Here is a 24,913-nt window from a genome sequence, read left to right on the forward strand (position 1 = left end):
GTTATGAACATTAAGAATTTCTTTTGGGGCCTTTCCCTTTTGGCCCTTTCAATCGTGAGCTGTAGTGATGACGATGACATCAACGCCAATGAAGTACCTCAGGCCGTAGATGCCACTTTCAATCAAACATTTCCGAATGCTACCGATATTGAGTGGGAAGCTAAAAACAATAAGTATGAAGTCGAGTTTGATATTGAAACTATTGACCATAAGGCTTTGATAGCTTCCGATGGCTCCATTGAACAATACAAATACGATATTGTCGCTACTGAACTTCCTGCTGAAGTAACATCAAAACTATCTACCGATTACCCTAACAATCGACTAGATGACAGCGAAGTTCTCAAAATTGGCACCCAGACCTACTATCAGGTAGAACTTGAAAATGAACCACAAGACATTTATTTGGTTTTTCAGGAAGATGGCGAAATCAATTCCGAGGTGACCTATTTTCAATAAAAGTTGCTTCTTGTTTAATCCTCAGAAGTATAATTACCAATTACTTACAGATTTGACCCCTACTTTAATTGCATAAAGTAAAATTAATTGCAACCATGACTTCTGAATGTGGCACCCTTGATATGCGTAAAGTAAAAATTTATACTGTGCTGGCAATTCTAATCTGCACCGCCCTAGGCTTTTGGGCTTTTAAAGATTGGTTGCCAGCACCAAGGGAAAATAATGTGTCGTATAAAATCACCAAAAGATGGAATTTGCCCGAAGAACTACGGGAGGTTTCCGGCATAGTTTGGCTAGACAATCATCTTATGGCCGCCATACAAGATGAAGATGGTATCATTTTCATCTATAACCTTGAGACAAAATTAATTGAGAATCAAATAGAGTTTGGAGAAAATGGCGATTATGAAGGCCTGACCATCAAAAATGACGATGCTTATGTAGTTACAAGCGATGGGGTTATTACAGAAATCAAGAATTTTAAAAAGCCTAACTTTCAGGTTTCTACCTATAAAACCCCGTTCAGCGAAAAGAACAATATTGAGAGTCTAGAAATTGACCCTACGAACAACCGCTTGTTGCTTGCTCCGAAAGACCATGACCTGGGCTCTGAAGAAGGCAAAGGCATCTATTCATACTCTCTTGAAACTCATGAATTGAACCGGCAGCCTGTATTTACCATAGCCATGAATGACCCGGTATTGAAAAGATTTCGAGATAATAAAAAGCACAAAACTTTTCGGCCATCTGATATGGCCATACACCCGATTACAGGCGAATATTACGTACTTGAAGGGGTACGCCCAAAACTACTCATCATTGACCGTGATGGTCATTTAAAAAATGCCTACTTTTTGGAAAAAGCCATGTTTCCCCAACCGGAAGGTATCACTTTTAATGAAGAAGGTATCTTGTTTATTAGCAGTGAGGGAAAAGGTGATGGCCTAGGTATTATCACTCAACTACAATTGAACGACAGGGATTAAACTTTTAGGCCCATGGCTTTTGACCATCCTTGAGAGGCACACAACCTATAAATTTACCTGGTATGGGCACATAAACCCGAGCCTGCGTCATACCCACTTCTGAACTAAAATAACCTGAAAGCGTCAACCCCTTGATCAAGTTGAAAAAGTGGTCTTCCGTTTTTAACCCAGCCGATTTTTGTTGACCCGTAACCAAGGCCTCATTTTGATAGCCTTGAACTAAAAACTCTTTTTTATCTTTTTCCAAATTCACAAAATCGTTCTTAAAAAGCTCATAGCTATCGGTATCGATGCGGTTTAATCCATCCACCAAAAGCAACTTATCATCTTCCTTCATCATATCGGAATACATCATAAAAATATAATCCCCTATTTTTGCCGCTTTGGCACCGGGCACATCCTCAGTTGATGGCAAAATTGTTTCCCCAATATCGTTTAAAAGGGCTATGTCTTTTTCGGTCATTTCCGTCCGTAATTCAGGCGGACGTGGTGTACAGCTACTATTTAACAATACTGGAGCCGTAGTGACCGAACCAATGGCCAATGAACCTGATAATCTTAGAAAGTCTTTTCTTTTCATTACTTTTTAAAGGTTTTGTTTGTTAAGCTCACTTACGGCATGGTCGACAGCTCTGGCAGTCAAGGCCATATAAGTCAATGAAGGATTTTGACATCCACTAGAAGTCATACAGGCGCCATCGGTTACATATACATTCGGAGTACCCCAAACTTGATTGAAACCGTTTAAAACCGATGTTTTAGGATCTCGACCCATTCTGGCTGTGCCCATTTCATGAATATTCAAGCCGAAATTTCGTCTTTCTCCCATGTCTCTTACATTTTTAAAACCCAACGCATTCAACATCTCCATACCAGCATTTACCATATCTTTTTGCATATTCAGCTCGTTGGCCTTGTACTCCGCATCAATATTCAAAAGTGGAATGCCCCACTGGTCTTTTTTGGAAGTGCTCAAAGTCACCTTGTTCTCTTTGTACGGAAGACATTCACCCATACCCAGCATATTAAACTTCCAAGGGCCGACTTGCATTAGATTGTTCATTAGGCTATCGCCCACCAGAAAACGTTGCTCACCTGTGCCCTTGGTTCTAAATCCGCCACATGAATAAGCATAACCACGTAAAAAATCAGTTTGCTTATCACCTTTGAAATTCCTAAACCGTGGTAAGTAGGTACTTGTAGGCCTTTTACCTTCGTAATATTGATCTTCAAAACCGTCAAAGTCACCTTGAACCCTTGCGTTATAGTTATGGTCCATTAGATTTTCTCCCAGAACACCGCTATCGTTTCCAAGTCCGTTAGGGTATCTTTCAGATGTTGAATTCAACAACACCAATGTTGAGTTTAGGGTAGCCGCATTCAAGAAAATAATCTTTGCGTAATATTCGCTTACTTCTTTGGTATGGGTATCGATAACCCGCACCCCTGTTGCCTTACTCGAAACAGGGTCGATAAGAATGGAATGTACCACCGAATTCACCTTCATTTCAAGATTACCCGTTTCTTTTGCTGCCGGCAAGGTCGCTGAATTGCTACTAAAATATCCACCAAACGGACAACCACGTTTGCAGAGGTCTCTATGTTGGCAGGGGCCCCTACCCTTTTTACCTTCGGTTAAATTGGCCGTTCTCGAAATAACCAAATCACGTTCCGGAAATTTACTTTTCATCTCACCCTTGACGTGCTTTTCTAAACAATTCATTTCCATAGGCGGCAAAAACTCACCATCCGGTATCTGGTCGAGACCATCTCTATTACCACTGATTCCCGCAAATTTTTCGACGTAGCTGTACCACGGAGCCAAATCTTTGTATCGAATCGGCCAATCGACCGCTACCCCTTCTTTAGCATTAGCTTCAAAATCAAGGTCGCTCCACCTTTGCGTATGTCTCGCCCACATCAGCGATTTACCACCTACCTGATACCCTTTGATCCAATCAAAAGGCTTTTCTTGTTCATAAGGGTGTTCATCATCCTTTACAAAGTAATTCTCCGTTGCCTCCCTAAATGCATAACATCTGCTAACAATAGGGTTTTCTTCCCGCACGTTTCTGGGGATTTTATTTCGATGCGGAAACTCCCAAATAGCCTTATGTGCCGTGGTATAATCCTTTATATGCTCTACCATTCTACCGCGTTCGAGCACTAAGGTTTTCAAACCTTTTTCTGTGAGCTCTTTAGCCGCCCATCCACCACTAATACCAGACCCGATAACAATCGCATCATAGGTATTCTTCTCTTTATAAACTCCGTTGATATTCATTAGTGCTATTATTTTTTAAGCAATTCGACCAATTTTTCACCAAACCTTCGCCCCAATTCTATTTGTCCCTCCGTATTATAATGTAGGTTATCGTCTCGCTTAGCGATGCCTTCCGTAGTAATCATATAGGTGTTAGGCAACTCCGTAGCCGCTCTTTGTTGTGCTTCCATGACCGCCACCGCAGCGGGATATCGCTCTGTGGGAGGATTTATTTGGCCTATAATGACCGGTAGTTGGTCATTTTTACTTGATTTTTTGAATGAGGATATCAAATCGCTAAAACCTGAGAAATATTCCTCTCCAGCTTGAGAGAACCTAGCATCGGTTTCACCTTGTATCCATAAAAAAGCATCGGGAATCATTGTTTTGCCATCTTTACCCTTCGGAATGTACTTGACCAAACTATCATGAAGATTCCCGAATTTAGGATGACCCATTTCCGACACCCTATCAGCGTCTTGCTCGGGCCACCAATCATATAGTGATGATCCGCCCACCGCATATTTGTAGACAATAAATTCTTCATTCGGAAAACTGGAAGACAATGCTTTCATCACCCCCCAATCAGGGCCAAAAGAATTGGTGCCTGCAGGTTTTAAACTTGAACTCTTACCGTGATTGACATATGTAATTTTAGGCAGCTCACTAGGTAATTTTCCTTCTGTTCGATTGCCTACCCCGACCATATTCGATTGCCCCGCCAAGACAATCAACTTGGGTTCTTGGTTGCTTTCCGCTTCTACCTCTACATTTTTATTTTCCTTTACCCTGTTCTTGCTATCCTTACAAGCTAAAACGGAGAAAATGAGAATGGCAACGGCGAAAAAACTTATTTTTTGAATCTTACTTTTCATTTAAAATATTTTCATTTTTCAAAATTTCCCTTAAAAGGGCGGGATAAGTCTTTCCTTCCACAGTTCCCTCACCAACAACCCCTTGCCCAAAGGTTATCGAGTCACCAAAACACACTACGGTACCACTAAGAACCACTTCTTGGTATTTTAAAGAACTATCAATAGTTTGAGCTATAAGTTGATAACCTTTTGGGGTAGGATGCACCCCATCTTCATAACCGCTGTTTACCACGTTCATGATATATTCATCTTTGTTATGCTCAGGTAAACCCAAAGACTTAAAGGCTCCAAAAACATCAACAAAATAGACCGAAGATTTATCGGCTAGTTTCTCCATCAATCTTTTAACAAAAACCAGCTTATCGTTCGGCTCATCAAGCAATTTTTCTTTATCGTGCCTCTTAAAAAGATATTTGCTATCTACTGTTGGCGGACTGACTAAAACGACCTTCACCTTCTGCTTTTTAAATCGAGAAACGATATGTTTTAATTTTCTTTCATAGGATGCATAACTCTCTAACTTACGAGAATTCAACATATCGTTCGTACCTACCATCAAGATCACCCAATCTGGATCATAATCAAAAATCTTTGATTGTCGCTTAATCAAATCGGTGGTAGTGTTACCAGAAACACCGGCATTAATGAACTCAACAATTTGTGAACTGAGGTTGTTAGAAAACATGAGAAAAATTAAAATAAATGAAGTTCTGCAACCGCCCATCATGTCACTTGCAGCTTGCCCTTAAACGCATACCACGAAAACAAAGCCGTAACACATGAAGTAATCAGGGCGCCACCCCAATAGGCATAAATGTTTGGCAGGGAAAACCCTTCTGGGGCGATTAGAATATAGGTACTACAGACCATTGTCATGAAAATGGCCGGCACTAGTGAAACCATGTAAAACTTGCCCTTTGAAATGAGAAAGGCCGTAATCGTCCATAAAACTACGGAAGCCAATGTTTGATTGCTCCATGCAAAATACCTCCAAATTATACCGAAATCAACCTGTGTAAGTGCATATGCAATAACGAACAAGGGCAAGCTGATATAAAACCTTTTCACGTATTTTTTCTGGTCCATTTTAAAAATATCGGCCAATATCAATCGGCAAGATCTAAAAGCAGTGTCTCCCGAAGTTATCGGCGCAGCTATAATACCCAAAACCGCCAATACGCCACCCACACTACCCAACATACTCAGGGTAATCTCGTTCGCTGCCCACGCCGCATTGTTATTATTGGCAGCCATAGTTTCATTAAGATTAGTAACATTACCAAAACAAACCATTGCAGCCGCTGCCCATATTAAGGCGACTACCCCCTCGGTAATCATTGTACCGGAAAAAATAGACCTTCCATTGGCCTCATTTCTCATACAGCGAGCCATTAATGGTGATTGTGTCGCATGAAAGCCAGAAATGGCACCACAAGCAATAGTTACAAATAGCACAGGAAAAATGGGTGTTTCTTCTGGGTTTAAGGTCATGTTGGTAAGGTTAGCCCCTGTAAGCTCGGGTATGTGATAATCACCCACCATCAAAACGACCAATAAACCTACCGCCATGATAAGCATGGCCACTCCAAAAATCGGATAGAGCTTACCTATCAATTTGTCGATAGGCAACAACGTAGATAAGAAATAATAAACCAGAATGAGCATTACCCAAAACGAAACGCCCATACTTTCACTTGTCAGCCCATCAATAATCTTTGCAGGACCAACCAAAAAAACGGTTCCGACAAAGATGAGCAGAACAATCGTAAATGCACGCATCAACTGTTTTACTCCAGGGCCCAAATAAATACCCACCACTTCGCTAATGCTCAACCCATTATGCCTTACGGAAAGCATCCCTGAAAAATAATCGTGGGTTGCCCCGGCAAAAATACTCCCCAAGACAATCCATAAAAAAGCAGAAGGGCCGAACATAGCACCAGCAATAGCGCCAAAAATCGGACCAAGACCGGCGATGTTCAAAAACTGGATCATAAAGACCTTCCAAGTAGGTAACGGCGTAAAGTCAATATCATCACGAAGCTCGTAAGCCGGAGTCTTTCGTTGCCTATCGATACCCAAGACCTTCTCTAAGAAAACCCCATAAGTGAAGTATCCCACAACAAGAACGACTATCGAAAGCAAGAAAGATATCATATTGGCGTCTTAATTATATTTATTCCTTAGGAAGTTCCAACCTTTGGCCATCTTTTTCCAAAACTGCTCTCAAGTCTGTATACGTAACTTCTTGTACAGGTTTTTGCTGATCAATGGACAAGCTAGCCAATGAAGCAGCACTTTCACCCAATATCATAAACACCGGTTCCATACGTATGGAACCAAAAGCAATATGTGAGCTCGATACGGCTACCGGAACAATTAGGTTTTTAATTTCCTCTTTCTTAGGAAGAATGGTGCCCAGCGCTATTTTATAAGGCTCTTTGGCATGAACGCCTATATCACCCTCATTTTGAACATAACCCTCAGGGGTAATGTAACGCTGAACGTTATGTGAATCCATCGTGTAAGAGCCCATTCCAATGGAGTTGGGCACTTCTCTATTACCTAAAATATCATTCTCGGTCATTACATATTCACCAATCATTCTACGTGCTTCACGAACATAAATTTGATGTGGCCAATTGCCATTATCTGTAAACTCATCTTTGGCCAAGCCCCATTGCTTAAATTCATTTTGAACCTCTTCAGGAATTCGCGAATCGTTGGCCACAAAATACATAAGACCCTTTTGGTAGTCTTCATGCTCTTTAATGATTTCACGCCTGCGTTCGTAACTCGCTTCTGGATAGTCATAATTCTCGCCAATAAAATCAGTACTATAAGGCCCGTGATTATTGGTATCTGTCTTTAAATTCGGAATTGGGTCAAACTTATTGAACGTCTGGTCCCAGCCAGCTTCATAAACCCTTGCCAACAACTCGTAATGTGCCGGATCATAACCATCCGGTTTTTCAAAGGGCACTCGGTTCTCATCCACTTTGGTAAGACACATTCTAAAGTTGTAAGCCTGCACTCTTTTATCAGCCTCTAACCGCTCTCCCGGATCCTCGGTCGACACCCCATAAACGACACCACTGGTGCTATCACCAGGAACTTTATAGGGGCTAATATTCATTTTTCCGAAATGGTGTTGATGGTGAAGGGTACCGACTTGAATACCGTTCCACTCTTCATCGTAAGTAGAACCAGCCTCTCTACCGATGGTAAAGGTTACACCTGCAGCCGCCATCAAATCGCCCTCATATGTGGCGTCTATAAAAACAGGAGCGCTGAACTCTTTGCCCGAAAGAGTAGTTATCATAGTAATGCTTCCATCTGTTACCTCGACACCGTTAGACCTATCAAGATATTCTTCTCGAAACACCTGTATCTCATTTTCTGAAACAAAATCTTCGAAAACCTGTTCGGCTACATGTGGTTCGAATATCCACATGGTTCTATTGTTACCATCAATTGCCGGCGTGCCCTGCCCAACGTTGCCATACTCGTCTTTTTTCTGCCAACGCCAAGTTTTGTCTTGTTGGTACTTTTGGTAAATTCTTTGGTAGAATTCTCTGGAAAGTCCTCCTATTACTTCTTTATTACCGGTATCGGTATACCCCAACCCAGAGGAAGATAGCCCTCCTAAATGTTTGTCAGGAGATACCATAATGACCGATTTTCCCATTTTTTTGACCTGTACAGCTGCAGTTACAGCCGCGGAAGTACCGCCGTATACAATAACATCTGCCGTATAACTCTCAGAATTGCTCTCTTCTTTCGACTTCTCTTCTTTACAGCCAAAGGCCATCAAAAAAAGAACAAGTGCCAAGAATTTGACAGACCATTTTAAATTACTCATTTTAATAAAATTAGTGTTCTTCCTTCGGTAGAAGAACTGATTTGGTTATAGGTATTGTTTTAATTCTTCATGCAGTTCTTGAACCAAATCGGGATGTTTATCAGCCAAATTGGTTCGTTCTTGCGGGTCTTCTTCAAGATTATACAACTCGTAAAAATGGCCCGTTCTATTGTCTTTAGGCCCCATAGGCATCACTATCAACTTCCATTCATTTTTACGATACCCGAACACATTGTTACCCGATTGTATGGCCAAGGCTTCTCTTGGTCCCTTTTTGTTTTCCCAAACTGAAAATTGGTCAACCCCATCTATTTTGAAATCCTCAGGAAATTTAAAATCCAATAATGAGCCTAGACTTGGCAATACGTCGTTAAGGGCAAAAATTGTATTGTTGGTGGTTCCCTCAGGAAAATGACCGGGCCAACTTGCGATAAATGGGGTTCGAACACCACCTTCCCAAGCAGTTCTTTTCCAACCTCTTAATTCTCCGTTTGGTATATGTTTATCGGTAAGGTCTTTTTCTTGTAAAAAACTTGTACCGACCGTATCTATATAATGCCCTGGAACCCTGTTGTTGTCATCCGAAGCTTCCATACCTTTATAGGTCATTCGAAAAACCGAACCATTATCACTCGCAAATAGTACGATGGTATTCTCTTTGAGTCCCATCTCATCTAGGCCTTTCAACAACTTGCCAATATAATGGTCAAGTTCGTGAACATAATCACCATATGGACCGGCCTCCGTTTTTCCTAAAAAAGAATCACTAACGGCCAAAGGCACATGAGGTACATATGGCGCATAATAGAGGAAAAAAGGCTCTTCACCTTTATCCTGATTTTCCCCAACAAACTTCAGTGCCCTATCTGTAATCACGTTGAGAAAACTATTCATGGGCAATGAGGTCAAATTTTCAGCGCCTGGCGCTTGGTCCACAGTATAATAGTCATGTTCGAGGTAGGCATCAACCATATCATTTTCAAATACCCAACACTCACTGGCGCAGCTAAACCCATACCAGTTTTCAAAACCATGGTCAGTAGGTCCGTCACTGATAGGTTTAGAAAAATCTAGATTTGAGCCATTGTTCTTGGCATAAAATTTACCATAACCGGTCGGTCTCTCACCATCAAGCGTGGGAAAAGTGGCCCCTAGGTGCCATTTACCAAAACCGCCGGTCGAATAACCTGATTGCTGGAACATCTCTGCCAATGTGATCATATCTGCATCCATCATCGAAGGCTCATAATTTCTCATCACCCCGTGTTTGTTCCAACTTCGCCATGGATAGGTGCCCGTCATTAGAGCATATCTAGTCGGCGAGCAAACTGAAATTGGGCAATAAGCATTTTCGAGCATTATACCTTCAGATGCAAGTTTATCAAGGTTAGGGGTCGGTATCTTTGAGTCGGCATTGTATGCCCCAATATCACCGTACCCTAAATCATCAGCCAAAATAAAAACTACATTTGGCCGAACCTCTTTCTTCGTATCTCTCTGACTACAAGATACAAAGCAAATCAGTACCATAACCGCCAAAAGCTGCTGAAGGCGTATTGGGTTTAAAAAATTCTTTTTTCTTCTGCTTAAATTCATTTGACCGTTTCGAATTTCATGAAAACAAAAACCAGACCGCCGGTACAACGGCCTGGTTCATAGAAACTAACATCAACTAACAGTAATCAACTTTAATAGCCAGGATTCTGGTCTTCAGGACCCATGGCCGGATTATTGTTTATTTCATCAACTGGCAACGGTAATAGCAGGGACACATCGCTCCACGTTTTACCGGTAGCCTCTACCAGTTCTTGCGCCCTACCCGTTCTTAACAAATCGTTCCAGCGTTTCATTTCAAGGTTCATTTCATATACCCTTTCATTTAGCACAGCATCTTTAAAACCGCTTGGAGACATACCGGCAGGATAATCTTCCGCAGAAGCTGTATTCAGTGGCAATCCGTAACCTCTTCTTCTAACCATATTCAATCTTTCGGTAGCCAAAGAGGTTGGACCTCCGTTCGCCTCACTAGTGGCCTCGGCATAGATCAAGTACATTTCAGGCAGCCTATAGAAAGGAATGTTATTTCTACTCTGAGGTGCACTTGGCGCGTTGGCATCTCTATACTTATGAAATAAAATCGGAGAATCTTCAGGCAACTGCTGTACTTCTCCATTTTCATCAATGTATTCGGTATACAAACTGAATTGTCTTCTCAAATCATTGATATCCCAAGAACCCAAAATAGAATTCTCTACAGGCAGCCAAGCGTGAAAACCGCCCACCGAGAAACCAGTGTTCGCCCTATGTATAAAGCGAGGTACATCATTACCGTTGGTCTCGGAATAATGGGCCGCAAAAATATCTTCGGAATGGGTTATGACCTCAGGACCATAGATATTCAGAAAATCATCGGCCACCGATACCTCTACAAACGAGTAAGGACTATTTACAATCACATTATCGGCCGTTTCTGCCGCCAAAGCCCAGTCTTCGGTATTCAGATAAGCATCGGCCAAAGCGGCTCTAGCAGCCCACGAAGTGGCACGGCCCGCATCGGCATCAGAAAATGTATCGGCCAAATCAGGAATCACTGCATTGAGCTCGGTAATAATGAAATCCCAAACTTCTTGAACGGAAGCCCTAGGCGCCGGAATTTGGTCAAGGCTTACAAACTCTTCGGTTCTCAAGGGTACACCGCCCCAGTATTTCACCAGGTTCATATAGAAAAATGCCCTTAGAAACCTAGCTTCAGCCACGTATTGCGACCGAAGGTCATCGTTCATATCTTCTATCTTGGCCACATTACTGATAACAGAATTGGCACGATTGATACCCAAGTAAATATCATTGTAGGCCGCGAACACGCGTTCTTGACTGGTATTGTCCAAAGGGCCATCGTATTTGCTAAACCCGGCCTGACTACCTCTACCATTTGAATATTCGGCCCTGTTTTCAAGGGTTGCCATAAAATAGGTTACCGGAAAATAACGTTCGCCGCCCGAGCGAAAAGTTCCGTAAACCGCTGCCAATGCCGAAAAGGCATCAGTCTCATTCTTATAAAAATTTTCTTTGACCAAAAGGCTTTCGGGTTGCTCCGTTAAAGCATCCTCACAAGAAGATGAGAGCAGACCTAAAATCAAGCCACTTATTACTAATATATTGTTTTTCATCTCTTTAAATTGTTAGGTGATTAATCAAAGCTTCAAGTTCATACCAAGAGTAATCGTTCTTGAGCTAGGGTACGAAGTCTGGGCAATACCGATTCGCAAATCGCCTGTACCTCCCCTTGTATTAACATCTGGATCAAGACCCGGAAAATCGGTCACCGTAAATACGTTCTGTGCACTAATGTAAACCTGTAACGCCGCCAATGCCGGCTTGATGCTCTGAACAGGAATGTTATAGGCCAGCTTTACGTTTTTCAACCTCAGATAAGAAGCGTCTTTTACAAATCTATCCGATGTTCTCAACTGCGCCCGGTTCTCACTTGGTGCCGGATAAGCAGCATCGGTATTTTGAGGTGTCCAGTAGTCGTTATATACATCAACGATTTGATTACCACCCGTACTGAAAGAGTTGGCAATATACCCTCCGGTCGCCCAGAAAAGCTCATTACCCTCACTTCCCTCAAAAAACAAATTGAGACTTAGCGACTTGTAATTTAAAGTGGAATTAAGTGCATAGATAAAGTCAGGATAAGGCCCGCCAAGTATGGTCTGGTCTTCGTTCGTTACCTCACCATCATTGTTCAGGTCTTGGTATTGAATAACCCCTTGGTCATCATAGCCATCTTCAATAAAACCATAGAACATACCGAGAGGTTCTCCTTCACGGGCAATGTTCACGGGTGAGTTGAAAGGAATATCCAAAGCACCTCCAAAAATATCCTCACCAATGGTTATAACTTCATTTTTATTAAAGGATAACTGTCCGTTGACATCCCAAGTAAAATCTTCCTTTCCAAAAGTAGCCCCTAGACTAAATTCCATCCCCATATTCTGAATCTCTCCTAAATTGGTTACCAACGAGGTGAAACCTGTCGATCCAGGAAGAGGAATGATAGCCAAAAGGTCTTTGGTGTTTTTCTTGTAATAGTCAATATTGATGCGATACTTACCATTTAAAAATGAAGCATCGATACCGGCACCCAGTTGACCGGTGGTTTCCCATTTAAGGTCAGGATTCGGGGCCGAAACATTGGCAAAGCCGACAACATCTGATCCTCCGAAAGTGGTTCTGGCCTCACCCAATGTATTCAAAGATTGGTATGGGTTGATAGCGGTACTACCCGTTTCACCGTAACCGACCCGTAGTTTAAGGTCTGATAACGCTTCCCAGTTCGAAAGAAATTCTTCATTGCTCAATCGCCAAGCGAAAGATCCGGAAGAGAAGACACCCCATTTATTGTTATCACCAAAACGTGATGAACCGTCGGCCCTCACGCTGGCGGTAAACAAATATTTATTGTTCAGGCTATAGTTGACCCTACCTAACCAAGAGTAAAGTTTCCAGTCGCTTACATCACTTGAATTTGGTAAGGTACTCTCAGCTATACCCAGGGCATTGTCCTGCAAAATATCGGTAGAAAACCCCGTGGCACTTGACCCATTGGTCTTTCCTCTAAATGTCTGTACCGTAAAACCGGCTACAGCTGATAATCGATCATCTTCACCAATGGTAGCGTCATATGATAAGGTATTCTCATTCAGATATGAAATTCCCCTGAACATATTGAAGCTTGCAGAACCCTGCGGAGTTCGTTTGACCAAAAGCGATGGCGAGTAATAGTTATTCTCTCTAAATTCTTGCTCAGTACCACCCAACACCTTTAACTTGAGTCTATCGTAAAGCTCAAACTCGACAGCAATATTTCCTAAAATCTTTGAGGTAAGCGCCTGATCTTTAATCTCTGTATAAAGCAACGGATTGCTGATAGATACAGGGCTAAAATCATAGAAATCGATTTCGTTGTAATTACCCTCAGCATCAAAAGGGGACACTGTAGGAGGGGCCTGTAGGGTTGCAGACCAGATATTATTACCTGCATTACCATTGTTAACATTGGCCCGGTTTACCCTAGACCTTGTTAACACTGTATTGGCGCTAAGACGAATCCAGTCATTCACCTGATTATCTAAAGACAGACGAATTGAACCCCTTCGCTGACCCGTATTCAATATGGTGCCTTCTTGCTCAAAATAGTTTGCAGATGCTGAATAAGAAGAATTTTCGCTACCTCCCGAAAATGTCAAGGTATGACTTTGAATCGGGGCCGCCCTAAAAATCTCATCTTGCCAATCGGTTTCTACATTGGGCAAATTATTTAAATCAAAAGGTTCTGAAAGACCTTCATTAACCGCTGCCACATTTGCCATTTCGGCAAACTGACGTGAGTTCAGTAAATCATAGGTTTTCATTACGTTCTGAACGCCATAGTAGCTCTGAACGTCAACAACACCACGCTGCCCTTTTTTTCCTTTTTTGGTGGTAATCATTACCACACCATTGGCACCACGAGAACCGTAAATGGCCGTAGCAGAAGCATCTTTTAGTATATCAATCGTTTCAATGTCAGACGGGTTCAGAAAATCTATTCCTCCCGTAATCGGAAAGCCGTCTACCACATATAATGGGTTATTGTCCCCCAGGTAAGAGTTACCCCCCCTAATTTGAATTTGAACAGAAGATCCGGGCTGACCTGAATTTTGGGTTACCCTAACACCGGCCGACCTACCTTTTAAGGCTTGTTGAACATCAGTGGTAGGCAAAGCGGTCAGTTCTTCAGAATCAACAGTCGATACCGAACCGGTCAAATCGCTTCTGTTGACCGAACCATAACCGACCACAACGACTTCTTCTAAGCCTTGGGCACTTTCTTTTAACACAACATCCAATTGTGTGGCATCACCGACCAAAACTTCTTTTGTTTCAAAGCCTAAATAACTGAATACCAACACAGACTCTCGGTCTGCTACGCTGATAGTAAAGTTGCCATCGAAATCGGAAATCTGTCCGTTACCGGTGCCCTTTTCAACAATGTTGACACCCGCCAACGGCGTGCCTTGATCGTCAAGAATAGTTCCGTTGACCTCAACTTCTTCTTGCGGTGGAGCATTAGTCGTTACACCACTTGGGCTTGTCGACTTACTTGGTAATAATAAAATTTTGTCGCGATAGATTTCGTAAGCGACATTCGGATTCTGCCTGAACACCATGTTCAGTACTTTCTTAATTTCTCCGTTGCGTACGCTCAAGCTTAGAACCCGTTCTGTATTTACCAATTCAGAGTTGAAAATAAACTTGAATTCGGTATTGGCTTCAATCTCATCTATTACCCTTGAAAGGGTAACATTCTCCAAATCAAGTGTGATTCTGTTTTGGGAATAAGTTGTTTTGGCTTGCATCGCAATCGTCATCGTAATGAGTAGTAGCGATAATTTCATCTGTAATTTGAATAGGCAGGACTTTTGTCCTACGGAATTCAACCGTTTTTTCATAATTTTGAATGTCTAGAGTGGTTATTTTTAATAATCGCTTATAATCGGGGGGTGGTGCGAACATCCTCCGATTTTTCTTTTTGTTCGATCATGGCTACCCCTTTTTACGAGCAACCTTGTTAGAGTGTTATTTCATACTTTCTTCATTTTTTTAAAATTGTTATTTGGTCATCATTGACCTGAAACTTGATATTGTGAATTTTGCTGAAATAATCGAGCACCTCACTGATCGTTTCATGTTGCACATCTATGGTAGCATTGAATTTTTCATCTACCAAGTGCCCCTCGGGGTTATTGATGGTAACATTGTAATGCCTTTCAAGCTTTTGTAGAATGTTCTTGAAAGGGGCGTTTCTAAAGACCACATACCCATTTACCCAAGAAGTATATAAATCGGTAGGTACTTCTGCCGTTTCGATTCTTGAACTGTTTTTATAAAAAGTGCCTTTAAAGCCAGGCTTTAACAACACCTTCGCAACCCTTTCTGTAGTGGGCACCAGTTCGACCGATCCATTTACCAAAACAACCTCTGTAGTAGCATCTTCAGTATAGTTAGCTACATTAAAAGCAGTTCCTAAAACCTGAACGTCTAAGCTATCTAAACCAACAATAAACGGATGTTTTTCATCATGAGCCACCTTAAAAAAGGCTTCGCCGGAAAGTTTCACCTTCCGCTTGTACCCTGTTCTGAATCGGTTGGGAAAAGTCATACGGCTTCCTGCATTCATGATGACTTCGGTACTATCAGAGAGCGCCAAGGTTATATTTTTGCCATACGGAACCGTGATGGTACTGTATTCTACTTTTTCATTGGAGGCAGCTTGGGAGTTGAAACTTATTTTGTTGCCCGACTGCTGTGCGATTACCTCGCCGCTTTTACTCTTAATTGAAAGGTTGCCAGATTCGGATATCTCCTCGACCTGACCGTTCGAATGTTCGAGCGTGATTACATTTTCCGTTGCGGGAATTTGAGGGCTCAGTTCATTCTCTTGTCTGGTGAACATATAAATTCCTACAGCGATAAAACAAACGAGTATCGCAGCATACTTTAAACCTTGATAGAGGTTTCTTTTAAGAGTGAGCCTTTTGTCCCGCCTTATCTCTTTTAATAGTTCTTTTTTGGTCTGTTCTAAATCGGGTTGGTTCATTTTATATAAAACGACAAAATGTGCTCTTAAATAATTTTTGATAAAACCTTTGTAATCATCTTGCCCAAGGTATTCGTTTAGTTCATCTAAATCATTACCGTTGGCAGAATTGCCCATAAACTTCACTAGAAGTGTTTCGAGGGAACTTAATTTCATACAAATTCAGGTTGCTCTATTAATTATTACGTTCAAAATTTTCAATACACTTACTTTTTATGGATATTTTTTTAAATTCATCCAAATTTTAGTTTTAAAATTAACATATCGTCAATATGGCAACATACAATAACAATGAGGCTTTGATACAGGATTTAAGCAAAGGAAAGGAAGAAGCCTACATTTTTCTTTTAGAAAAATACCATAGAAAATTGTTTGCCTATACCCTTACTTTAATTGATGATAGGGCGTTGGCCCAAGACATTGTTCAGAACGTTTTTATCAAAACTTGGAAGTTCAGAAAAAAACTAAAAGCCAATTACCCCATTCAAAGTTTTCTTTACAAAATGGCCTATCATGAATTTGTTGATGAATATAGGCAAGGCAAAAAGTTGTTGCCTCTTGAAGACAAGTATTACAAACACATGTTCGAAGTCGTAGAAGAGACCAACGAATATAAGCTGGAAAGATTTCTCGGACTTTTATCGAAAGAGATAGAAAAATTACCCCCGAAGTGCCGCGAGATTTTTCGACTTAGCAAACAGGAGGGGCTTACCAATAAAGAAATTTCGGAGCACCTCTCTATTTCCGTTCGTACGGTTGAAGTACAAATAAGAAAAGCCTACAATAGACTTAGAGATAGTTTAGGAGACCAATACGAAACCGTATTCTTCCTGCTTTACGGAAGACCTGTTTTACGTTAGTTACCGTTTAGGCGAATAAATCCTCCATCAATAGGAAAATCGGTTCCGGTAACAAAAGAAGCCTCATCGGAGCATAAATACAGCGCCAAATCGGCCACCTCTTGGGGTTTACCCATTCGCCCTATAGGTTGAGTAGCCGACAATTGATTGAATTTCTCCTCTGCCGTATCAGGAAAGTTATTTTTTAAATACCCATCTACAAATGGGGTATGAATTCTTGCCGGTGAAATACTATTGCAACGTATATTATACTCTAAATAGTCTTTGGCCACGGAGTACATCATAGTCAAAGCCGCCCCTTTTGACATTGAGTAGGCAAACCTATCTTTGATTCCTACAGTGGCGGCAATAGAGGCCATATTAAGAATAACCCCGCCTTTTTCTTTCATAAACGGTATGACCGCATGAATGCAATTGTACACACCTTTGATATTGACATTATAGATTCTATCGAAATCTTGCTCCGTCGTTTTTTCAACATTTCCGATGTGTGCGATACCTGCATTGTTGATCAATATATCAATACTGCCTTCTTCAGCAATAGCAGCCACATTTGATTTCACCTCATCTTGATTGGATACATTACAGCTATAAGCGTGAACAGTTCCGCCCTGATTATTGATTTCTTCAACGACATCATTGGCAGACTCTTTGGTCAGTTCAAAGATATGAACATGTGCACCATGCGAAGCCAATGTTCTTGAAATCGCCCTACCAATACCACTTCCGCCACCAGTTACAATGGCATTTTTTCCTTTTAAATCAAACTTCATTCCTATTCTTTCTTTTCTAGGTTCGGCACCGTATCCTTTGCCTCCAAAAAGTTTTGAATCTTATCGTCGATACCTTTTTCGATAACAATATCGGGTCGTTGTCGGGCTAATTGTTCAAGTGCCTCATTACTTACTTCCGTACTCCAAATGTAAAGCCTTTTTAGATTTTCAAGACCTTGAATTACCGAAATAGACCGGTCAGAAATTTTGGTGCCGTATATCTTTAAGAGCCTGAGCTGCTTAAGACCCGTAATTTTTTGAAAATCTTGGTCGGTAACCGGAGTTCTATCAAGCTCTAACCATTCTAAATTGGCACACTTCTCCACCATATTCATCTCGTTATCACCTATCGGCAAACCGCTCAAGTCAAGTTCAACAATGTTTGCGGCCACCGCTTCCAAATCCTGAATGGGTTTGGAGTCGTATTCCGGTGGCGGAAAAGCATCGATACCCAAGGCGTTAGACCCACCGGCCATTCTTGTAATAGTCAAATAATCATTGGAAAGTTGATCAATAGTCTCATCTGCCACCATAGGTAATCGAGACCAATCGCTACTAGATGCCGCGCCCATCATTTTCTTGATTATACCCGCCAATGGTTCTGATGGTGCAAGTAAGGATAATTGGAGGGTATCCGAGGCTCCTAAGGCAATCCACCTTTCCAGAATAGTTATTTCCTCGACTTCTAATTGAGACTTTCCTTCAGGCGGCATATGTTCTTCATCCTCTAAAGGAAGGTGCAATCTTGTTATCAAAGTGCTCTCTTCATAATTTCCAGGTAAGACCGTATTTCCGCTCTCCCCTCCTTTCATTAAAGATGAGAACCCTTTGACCGATAGTTCTCCTTTTCGCTTGTCGGGATTATGGCACGACATGCACTTATCCTCCAAAATAGGAACCACCAAATCAGAGTACACCTGAGGGTCTTCCGGCAGTTCTCTGGGGCCGTCTGCGCCTGGTAAAGCCAGAAAATCTTCCCCATGGGTAATCATACCGCCATAATGACCAGTGAACCCGACCAATAACAAAATTAAACCCATACATACTTTCCTGAGAATCAAACTCTTTTGAAGCTCTGCCCGGAATCTATATAAAAGAACTGCCACCAAAGCCAAAGAAGCCCCCAGCCATTGGTGCCAGAGCAACAAAGCTCCCTTTTCACCTGTACTTTTCCCCAGAAAAAAACCCGATATCGCAGTCAATAAAACGGTAATTACCGCAATCTGAAAAAGAAGTTTGGGAATCTCCCGACCTGTAAAGCCTAGAAAGACAATAATAACCAGCAGTACAATAGGAAAATGCAGTATCAATGGGTGCCACCTACCCATCCACCCGACTATCGACGGCAATTCAATAAAGGATTCAAAAATGAGACAAAAAACAAGAAATACCGAAAGCGCCAAGACCATAAGCTCTACCCAACGGCCCTTAAAACCTTGTGCAACCATTAAGCCAATAAGTCTTTAACCACATTACCGGCCACATCGGTGAGCCTAAATCTTCTACCCTGATATTTATAAGTAAGTTGTTCATGGTCGAGACCCAAGGCATACATGAGCGTAGCATGAAAATCGTTGATGTGCACCGGATTTTCTACTACATTGTACCCAAATTCGTCGGTTTGTCCATAATTAAGGCCTGGCTTGATTCCTCCTCCGGCCATCCAAATGCTAAATGCCCTTGGGTGATGATCCCTACCATAATTGGCAGGATCGAATTTCCCCTGGCAATAATTACTGCGGCCAAACTCACCTCCCCAAATGACCAAGGTATCTTCAAGCATACCTCGTTGCTTCAAGTCCATAACAAGAGCAGCCGAAGCTTGGTCAACATCTTTGGCCTGGCCCGCCATCTCATCAGGTAGATTCCCATGCTGATCCCAGCCTTGGTGGTATAACTGAATAAAACGCACCCCATTTTCAGCCAACCTTCGAGCTTGAAGGGCATTGGCAGCATAAGTGCCGGGCACCTGACAATCTTCACCGTATAATTTGACAACTGATTCTGGCTCCTTCGAAATGTCCATCACATCCGGCACAGACATTTGCATTCGGTATGCCATTTCGTATTGGGCAATTCGTGATTCTATTTCATCGTCTCCAGTCTCTACATGATGCAATCTATTCAGTTCTGATACCTCATTCAGCAAATCTCTTTTAGTAGAGCGAGATATACCGTCTGGATCATTTAGGTAAAGTACCGGGTCTTTGCCTGAACGCAAAAGCACGCCTTGGTGCTTTGAATCAAGAAAACCACTTGACCAAAGTTTTGAATACAACCCCTGACTGTTACCCTTGCCTCTAGAGGTAAGTACTACAAACGAGGGTAGGTTCTTATTTTCGCTACCCAAACCGTAACTTAGCCAAGAGCCCATACTGGGCCTACCTGATATTTGACTTCCGGTTTGAAAAAAAGTGATAGCGGGATCATGATTGATAGCCTCTGTATGCATGCTTCTCACAACCGTTATATCATCTGCGATTTTAGCGATATGAGGGAAATAATCACTGATCCATGTGCCACTCTGACCATATTGCTTAAAGTTCACTGCTGGGGGCATCAAGGGGAATTTTTCTTGATTAGCGGTCATTCCCGTTAATCGTTGTCCATTACGCACCGATTCCGGCAAATCCTCCCCCATTCGTTTTCTCAAAATAGGCTTATGGTCAAAAGTCTCCAATTGAGAAGGGGCACCGGCCTGAAATAGATAAATGACCCTTTTGGCTTTTGGTGCAAAGTGGGGCAACCCCAACGGCTGGCTGGCTTGCTGACCGCCAGTATTCTTGAAAAGGTCGGGAATCAACAATGAACCAAGAGCCAGTGAACCTATGCCCACGCTCAATTGGGAGAAAAAGTGACGCCTGTTCACCTTCAACGGGTTTTCCTTTTTGTTGTCCTTTTCTTCCATAGCTTCTTTCGTTTATTCCTTGGTAATAGTTTCGTCTAGATTGTAGATTACTTGTGCAGTTAGCATAAGTGCCGCCGTACTCACGGGGTCTGTTTTCAGGTGAGGATAATCTCCCACCGCCACCAATTTTTCAGCATCCTTGGGTTTTGACCCATAGGTGTTTAATGCATCGTGATAGTAGGCCGTGAGGGTTAACAGTTCCTCCTTCCGAGGGCTACGCACCAATATTCTTTCGAACAACTGGGGAACAAGATTGTCCTTTCCCCCATCATTAAGCATCTTTTCGGCCAACACCCGAGCTGCCTCAAGTATTTGAACATCGTTTTGAAGTACCAAAGCTTGCAGGGGTGTATTGGTCTTTTGCCGCCGCACCTCAGAAAAATCTCGATTAGGAGCATCGAAAATGGTCATCGAAGGAGGTGGAAGGGTACGTTTCCAAAAAGTATAAAGTGAACGGCGGTAAAGATCATCGCCACTATCGGGTACATAACTTGTGAGAACCCCTCTTTCACTACCGGCGTTGGTTTCTTCCCAAAGCCCTTCAGGTTGATAAGGTCGTACACTAGGGCCACCGATTTCGCGGTTCAGAAGACCACTTGTAGCCAATATATAGTCTCTTATCATTTCCCCACTCATTCGGAAACGCCCAGCCCGGGCCAACCACTTGTTCTCAGGGTCAGCCTTTTCTAGTTCAGGGGTAAGTTCAGAGCGCTGTTGATAAGTTGCAGAAAGCATTATTTTTTTAATTAGATACTTGATATCCCATCCGTTTTCCATGAAATCAACCGCTAACCAGTCCAATAATTCTGGATGGGTCGGCAAACTACCCTGCACCCCAAAATCTTCGGAAGTTTCTACCAATCCCCTTCCGAAAAGCGTACCCCAAATTCTATTGACCAATACGCGCGCGGTCAAAGGATTTTTTCTATCGGTCAACCATTGAGCCAGACCCAAACGATTCTTGGCCAAATCGTTCGCAAACGGAAGTATAATTGATGGCGTACCGGGAAGCACCGAATCCGTCGGGCGGTCATATTCTCCCCTGTCAAGTACAAACGTTGTTTTTGGTGCTGAATCGTTCATCACCATGACATTTACGGGATTTGAACCGTTCATATTCACAAAAGACAGTACCCCAACCGTATCTTTGGCACTAATACCGATATAAGGAGGGTCTGCAAAGAATTTTTGATTTTTGGCCTGAACGGCATCCATTTGAATACCCTTCTCATTTACCTGATTGAAAAAGGCATAAAACCCGAAATAATCTTTTTGCGAAATGGCATCATACTTATGGTCATGGCATCGGGCACATTCAAGGGTCAACCCCAAAATACCTTTGCCCAAGGTATTGGTCCGATCAAGAACATAATTCGTGCGATATTCCTCTTGAATGACGCCCCCTTCTTGGGTGATGGGGTGATTTCTATTGAAACCCGTGGCCAGAATTTGTTCCTTGGTTGCATTGGGCATTAGGTCGCCTGCAATCTGCCAGGTTAGAAATTCGTCATACGAGAGGTTTTCATTAAAAGCATGAATGACCCAGTCTCGCCACGGCCACATAGTGCGGTAACTATCATCTTGATACCCATGTGAATCAGCGTAACGGGCCACATCTAGCCATGATTGTGTCATACGCTCTCCATAAGCGGGAGATGCTAGCAGAGTGTCAATGGCTCTTTGTAGCATCTCATCGGGAGCTTCGCTCATTAATTTATCAACCAATTCCGGGGCAGGTGGCAGTCCGGTGACATCTAAAGCCATTCTTCTCAATAGTATGTCATTAGAAGCCTTTGGGGAGAATGTTAATCCTTTTTCCTTTAATTTGGAACCTACAAAGGCATCTATCTCATTTTTTAGATAACTAGAGGTATCTGTAGGTACTTTTTTCTTTTCGGGAGGGATGAATGCCCAATGTTTTTCAAAAGCTGCCCCCTGTTCTATCCATTTTCTCAGAAGTCTTTTTTCATAATTCGTGAGAGAAAGGTTCGACTCGGGCGGTGGCATTTGTTCAGCCGGGTCGTCTGATATAATCGCTCGATAGGCCTCGCTTTTGCCAGGGCTACCGGCTACTATTGCAAAATGACCAGGACTTTCAGGAAGTTCGGAAAGAGCATTCTTTTCTATATCAAGTCGTAGACCTGCCTTACGCTTATTCGCATCCGGGCCGTGACAGGTATAACAGTTATCGGAAAGAATAGGCTTGATGTGAAAATTATAATCTACTGTCTCCGGGAGGGCCACCGAGGCATAATCATCTTCCACCTTGTCGAAATAGCCATCCTGATACAGGTAAAGCAATACTATCGACAGGCCCAAAATCAAGCCGAGGGCAACCGCATTTTTCATTTTGGGATGATTTAGCTGCGCTTTTCGCAGTATTTAAAATTAGTGAATTTAAGAGAGCCAAGCCTCTAATATTTTTGCAATGAACAAGCATATTTTTGCCTACTTGCGCATTAAAAACGAAATAAAAGTTCAGATTGACAAAAAATAGAATGAAACTTTCCTAATCCCTCAATTTAGAAATAGCTAAAAATGCCATTAAGCCTCCGCCGATTTCCAAAGCAGATTCATCGATATTAAAAGTAGAAGTATGTAGACCGGAATCGATATTTTTATCACTGTTACCCACACCTAGCATATAAAAGCAAGATGGGTGCTCGTGCGAGTAATAAGAGAAGTCTTCCGAGGCCATCCATTGGTCTAGACCGATAACATTTTCCTTTCCGACAAAACTGATGGCATTTACCCTTAGTTCACTGGTCAGCGATTGATCATTGATCAAATGCGGATACCCGTGCTTAATCTTTAATTCTGCCGTAGCCCCCATTGATTCGGCCATGGCAACCACCATTTTATTCAATTTTTTCAAAGCCGATGACCTCCAGGCTTCATCCATTGTTCTGAAAGTACCTTCAATATAGACTTCATCTGGCAAGACATTGATCGCCCCATCGGCAATCACCTTTCCAAAAGAAAGCACTGAAGGTGTCTTTGGAGAAGCCATTCTGCTCACTAATTGCTGTGCCGCAACAATTATATGCGATGCTATTAAAACCGAATCAACGGCATTCTCGGGCATTGCCGCATGGCCCCCTTTTCCCTTAATCGTTAGAAAAAGCTCATCCATACTAGCCATAAACTTACCAGGACGAAAACCGATGGTTCCAACGGGTAAATCTGGCCGTACGTGTTGACCGATATGAGGCAATTGGCCCAATTTTTGATAAACGGGTTCTTTCATCACCAAACTGGCCCCGCCGGGCATTAGCTCTTCTGCGGGCTGAAACAGCAAATGCACGGTTCCTCTCAGTTCTTCTTTTAAATCTATCAAAATCTCTGCACAGAGCAATAAAGAAGACATGTGGGCATCATGACCACAGGCATGCATTACGCCTTCATTTCGAGAAGCAAACTCGACATCGTTGGTTTCGAGAATAGGCAATGCGTCCATATCGGAGCGTAAGACCAGTTGCCTGCCCTCTTTTCCGCCTTTGATGGTGGCCAACAAACCTGTATTGGCCACGGAATGAATATCGTTAACACCCAACTTCAAAAGTTGGTCTTTCAGATACCTACATGTATCAAATTCTTGAAAAGAAAGCTCTGGGTGCGCATGTAGATACCTTCTAACATCAATGTACTTTGGGGCAAGTTCACGAGCCTTTTGTTTGATTTTTTCCCCTAAAGTCATCACTGATGAAATCATCTATTTAAAGGTTACATTAGCTGGCTGCAATGAACTTACTGGGCAAATTTTAGGTCAAACTTGACAGTTACATCATCGCCCACCACTATTTGCCCGAACATGGCAGTTGGTGGTTCAATACCATAATCTTTAAGTGCAAGTTTGTACTCCCCAGTAATTTTGTAACCGCCATCATCAGAAATAGAAACAGGAATCTCAACTTCATTCTGAGAACCTGCAATCGAAAGTTGCCCAACAAGAACACCCTCACCCTTTACTTCGGTTAAACTAAAAGTAACGTTCGGATGCTCATCCTTTTTAAGGGCATTGTACATTTTATTGTCCATCGTGGCACCACGCTCACTTTTAATACCCTCTACTGCAACGGCAAAATCAATTTTCTTTGGCTTTCCACCATCAACAATCAATTCTCCTTGCAATTGTTCGGCATTGACCGTCCAATCATGAATGGTCGATGTTCCGTCAATGGTCAAGGTACTTTCTTCATTCAAGCTAAATTCTTGCTGTGCATTTGTACAAATCGTGCCGAGCATCAAGAATGCCGCAATAATATATTTCATTGTAATTCTA

Annotated in this window: 19 protein-coding genes; 3 read left to right on the forward strand and 16 right to left on the reverse strand. The window is 42.2% G+C overall.

All coding sequences use genetic code 11. The features are described 5' to 3' along the window. Nucleotides 1–3 precede the first annotated feature (3 nt). Entirely contained in the window at nt 4–459 is a 456-nt protein-coding gene (locus tag D1013_RS17690) for a PepSY-like domain-containing protein (protein ID WP_162987942.1), read from the forward strand. Between the two features lie 95 nt (nt 460–554). Then, complete coding sequence (locus tag D1013_RS17695; protein WP_121850088.1) at nt 555–1,445, forward strand: SdiA-regulated domain-containing protein; 891 nt, start codon at nt 555–557, stop codon at nt 1,443–1,445. A gap of 4 nt (nt 1,446–1,449) precedes the next feature. Here D1013_RS17695 and D1013_RS17700 read toward each other — a convergent pair whose 3' ends face one another. The 10 genes from D1013_RS17700 to D1013_RS17745 form a co-directional block, all read right to left on the reverse strand. Beyond that, complete coding sequence (locus tag D1013_RS17700) at nt 1,450–2,025, reverse strand: gluconate 2-dehydrogenase subunit 3 family protein (protein ID WP_121850089.1); 576 nt, start codon at nt 2,023–2,025, stop codon at nt 1,450–1,452. 6 nt (nt 2,026–2,031) lie between these two features. Beyond that, nucleotides 2,032–3,729 (reverse strand): GMC oxidoreductase, encoded by a 1,698-nt coding sequence (locus D1013_RS17705; protein ID WP_121850090.1) that lies wholly within the window; start codon nt 3,727–3,729, stop codon nt 2,032–2,034. An 8-nt stretch (nt 3,730–3,737) separates the two neighbouring features. Next, entirely contained in the window at nt 3,738–4,583 is an 846-nt protein-coding gene (locus D1013_RS17710) for a sialate O-acetylesterase (RefSeq protein WP_121850091.1), read from the reverse strand. Continuing rightward, nucleotides 4,573–5,268 carry an SGNH/GDSL hydrolase family protein gene (locus D1013_RS17715; RefSeq protein ID WP_162987943.1) on the reverse strand — a complete coding sequence of 232 codons (696 nt, stop codon included), beginning with the start codon at nt 5,266–5,268 and terminating at the stop codon, nt 4,573–4,575. Before D1013_RS17715 ends, D1013_RS17710 begins: the two co-directional genes overlap by 11 nt. A gap of 38 nt (nt 5,269–5,306) precedes the next feature. Beyond that, on the reverse strand, nt 5,307–6,740 hold the full coding sequence (locus tag D1013_RS17720) for a carbon starvation CstA family protein (RefSeq protein ID WP_121850093.1): 1,434 nt from the start codon (nt 6,738–6,740) through the stop codon (nt 5,307–5,309). Between the two features lie 19 nt (nt 6,741–6,759). Continuing rightward, complete coding sequence (locus tag D1013_RS17725) at nt 6,760–8,445, reverse strand: FAD-dependent oxidoreductase (protein ID WP_205601257.1); 1,686 nt, start codon at nt 8,443–8,445, stop codon at nt 6,760–6,762. Between the two features lie 45 nt (nt 8,446–8,490). Continuing rightward, nucleotides 8,491–10,041, reverse strand: a complete 1,551-nt coding sequence (locus tag D1013_RS17730) for a sulfatase family protein (protein WP_121850094.1) — start codon at nt 10,039–10,041, stop codon at nt 8,491–8,493. 92 nt (nt 10,042–10,133) lie between these two features. Then, nucleotides 10,134–11,615, reverse strand: a complete 1,482-nt coding sequence (locus tag D1013_RS17735) for a RagB/SusD family nutrient uptake outer membrane protein (protein ID WP_121850095.1) — start codon at nt 11,613–11,615, stop codon at nt 10,134–10,136. A gap of 24 nt (nt 11,616–11,639) precedes the next feature. Then, the gene (locus D1013_RS17740) at nt 11,640–14,888 is read right to left on the reverse strand and encodes a TonB-dependent receptor (protein ID WP_162987944.1); all 3,249 of its coding nucleotides are present in this window, start codon (nt 14,886–14,888) and stop codon (nt 11,640–11,642) included. A 197-nt stretch (nt 14,889–15,085) separates the two neighbouring features. After that, complete coding sequence (locus D1013_RS17745; protein WP_121850097.1) at nt 15,086–16,246, reverse strand: FecR family protein; 1,161 nt, start codon at nt 16,244–16,246, stop codon at nt 15,086–15,088. Nucleotides 16,247–16,362: 116 nt separating this feature from the next. On the opposite strand from D1013_RS17745, the gene D1013_RS17750 reads away from it, so the two are divergent. Continuing rightward, on the forward strand, nt 16,363–16,950 hold the full coding sequence (locus tag D1013_RS17750) for an RNA polymerase sigma factor (RefSeq protein WP_121850098.1): 588 nt from the start codon (nt 16,363–16,365) through the stop codon (nt 16,948–16,950). Here D1013_RS17750 and D1013_RS17755 read toward each other — a convergent pair. The 6 genes from D1013_RS17755 to D1013_RS17780 form a co-directional block, all read right to left on the reverse strand. Continuing rightward, nucleotides 16,947–17,723: an SDR family NAD(P)-dependent oxidoreductase gene (locus D1013_RS17755; protein ID WP_121850099.1), complete on the reverse strand. Its 777-nt coding sequence runs from the start codon at nt 17,721–17,723 to the stop codon at nt 16,947–16,949. The genes D1013_RS17750 and D1013_RS17755 overlap by 4 nt on opposite strands. A 2-nt stretch (nt 17,724–17,725) precedes the next feature. Continuing rightward, nucleotides 17,726–19,171, reverse strand: coding sequence for a c-type cytochrome domain-containing protein (locus tag D1013_RS17760; protein ID WP_121850100.1), 1,446 nt, complete (start codon nt 19,169–19,171; stop codon nt 17,726–17,728). Next, nucleotides 19,171–20,631, reverse strand: coding sequence for a DUF1501 domain-containing protein (locus tag D1013_RS17765; RefSeq protein WP_121850101.1), 1,461 nt, complete (start codon nt 20,629–20,631; stop codon nt 19,171–19,173). The genes D1013_RS17760 and D1013_RS17765 overlap by 1 nt, the downstream gene beginning before the upstream one ends. A gap of 12 nt (nt 20,632–20,643) precedes the next feature. Further along, entirely contained in the window at nt 20,644–22,980 is a 2,337-nt protein-coding gene (locus D1013_RS17770) for a PSD1 and planctomycete cytochrome C domain-containing protein (protein ID WP_121850102.1), read from the reverse strand. A 160-nt stretch (nt 22,981–23,140) separates the two neighbouring features. Beyond that, entirely contained in the window at nt 23,141–24,343 is a 1,203-nt protein-coding gene (locus D1013_RS17775; protein WP_205601258.1) for a M20 metallopeptidase family protein, read from the reverse strand. A 35-nt stretch (nt 24,344–24,378) separates the two neighbouring features. After that, the gene (locus D1013_RS17780) at nt 24,379–24,903 is read right to left on the reverse strand and encodes a YceI family protein (RefSeq protein WP_121850104.1); all 525 of its coding nucleotides are present in this window, start codon (nt 24,901–24,903) and stop codon (nt 24,379–24,381) included. Nucleotides 24,904–24,913 lie beyond the last annotated feature (10 nt).

It is taken from the genome of Euzebyella marina (genome assembly GCF_003687485.1).
Lineage (GTDB): Bacteria > Bacteroidota > Bacteroidia > Flavobacteriales > Flavobacteriaceae > Euzebyella > Euzebyella marina.

Excerpts from the sequence above, each read along its gene's own strand:
- D1013_RS17690 (WP_162987942.1), top strand. The coding sequence starts at position 4 with ATGAACATTAAGAATTTCTTTTGGGGCCTTTCCCTTTTGGCCCTTTCA.
- D1013_RS17695 (WP_121850088.1), top strand. The coding sequence starts at position 555 with ATGACTTCTGAATGTGGCACCCTTGATATGCGTAAAGTAAAAATTTAT.
- D1013_RS17700 (WP_121850089.1), bottom strand. The coding sequence starts at position 2,025 with ATGAAAAGAAAAGACTTTCTAAGATTATCAGGTTCATTGGCCATTGGT.
- D1013_RS17705 (WP_121850090.1), bottom strand. The coding sequence starts at position 3,729 with ATGAATATCAACGGAGTTTATAAAGAGAAGAATACCTATGATGCGATT.
- D1013_RS17710 (WP_121850091.1), bottom strand. The coding sequence starts at position 4,583 with ATGAAAAGTAAGATTCAAAAAATAAGTTTTTTCGCCGTTGCCATTCTC.
- D1013_RS17715 (WP_162987943.1), bottom strand. The coding sequence starts at position 5,268 with ATGTTTTCTAACAACCTCAGTTCACAAATTGTTGAGTTCATTAATGCC.
- D1013_RS17720 (WP_121850093.1), bottom strand. The coding sequence starts at position 6,740 with ATGATATCTTTCTTGCTTTCGATAGTCGTTCTTGTTGTGGGATACTTC.
- D1013_RS17725 (WP_205601257.1), bottom strand. The coding sequence starts at position 8,445 with ATGAGTAATTTAAAATGGTCTGTCAAATTCTTGGCACTTGTTCTTTTT.
- D1013_RS17730 (WP_121850094.1), bottom strand. The coding sequence starts at position 10,041 with ATGAATTTAAGCAGAAGAAAAAAGAATTTTTTAAACCCAATACGCCTT.
- D1013_RS17735 (WP_121850095.1), bottom strand. The coding sequence starts at position 11,615 with ATGAAAAACAATATATTAGTAATAAGTGGCTTGATTTTAGGTCTGCTC.
- D1013_RS17740 (WP_162987944.1), bottom strand. The coding sequence starts at position 14,888 with ATGAAATTATCGCTACTACTCATTACGATGACGATTGCGATGCAAGCC.
- D1013_RS17745 (WP_121850097.1), bottom strand. The coding sequence starts at position 16,246 with ATGAAATTAAGTTCCCTCGAAACACTTCTAGTGAAGTTTATGGGCAAT.
- D1013_RS17750 (WP_121850098.1), top strand. The coding sequence starts at position 16,363 with ATGGCAACATACAATAACAATGAGGCTTTGATACAGGATTTAAGCAAA.
- D1013_RS17755 (WP_121850099.1), bottom strand. The coding sequence starts at position 17,723 with ATGAAGTTTGATTTAAAAGGAAAAAATGCCATTGTAACTGGTGGCGGA.
- D1013_RS17760 (WP_121850100.1), bottom strand. The coding sequence starts at position 19,171 with ATGGTTGCACAAGGTTTTAAGGGCCGTTGGGTAGAGCTTATGGTCTTG.
- D1013_RS17765 (WP_121850101.1), bottom strand. The coding sequence starts at position 20,631 with ATGGAAGAAAAGGACAACAAAAAGGAAAACCCGTTGAAGGTGAACAGG.
- D1013_RS17770 (WP_121850102.1), bottom strand. The coding sequence starts at position 22,980 with ATGAAAAATGCGGTTGCCCTCGGCTTGATTTTGGGCCTGTCGATAGTA.
- D1013_RS17775 (WP_205601258.1), bottom strand. The coding sequence starts at position 24,343 with ATGATTTCATCAGTGATGACTTTAGGGGAAAAAATCAAACAAAAGGCT.
- D1013_RS17780 (WP_121850104.1), bottom strand. The coding sequence starts at position 24,903 with ATGAAATATATTATTGCGGCATTCTTGATGCTCGGCACGATTTGTACA.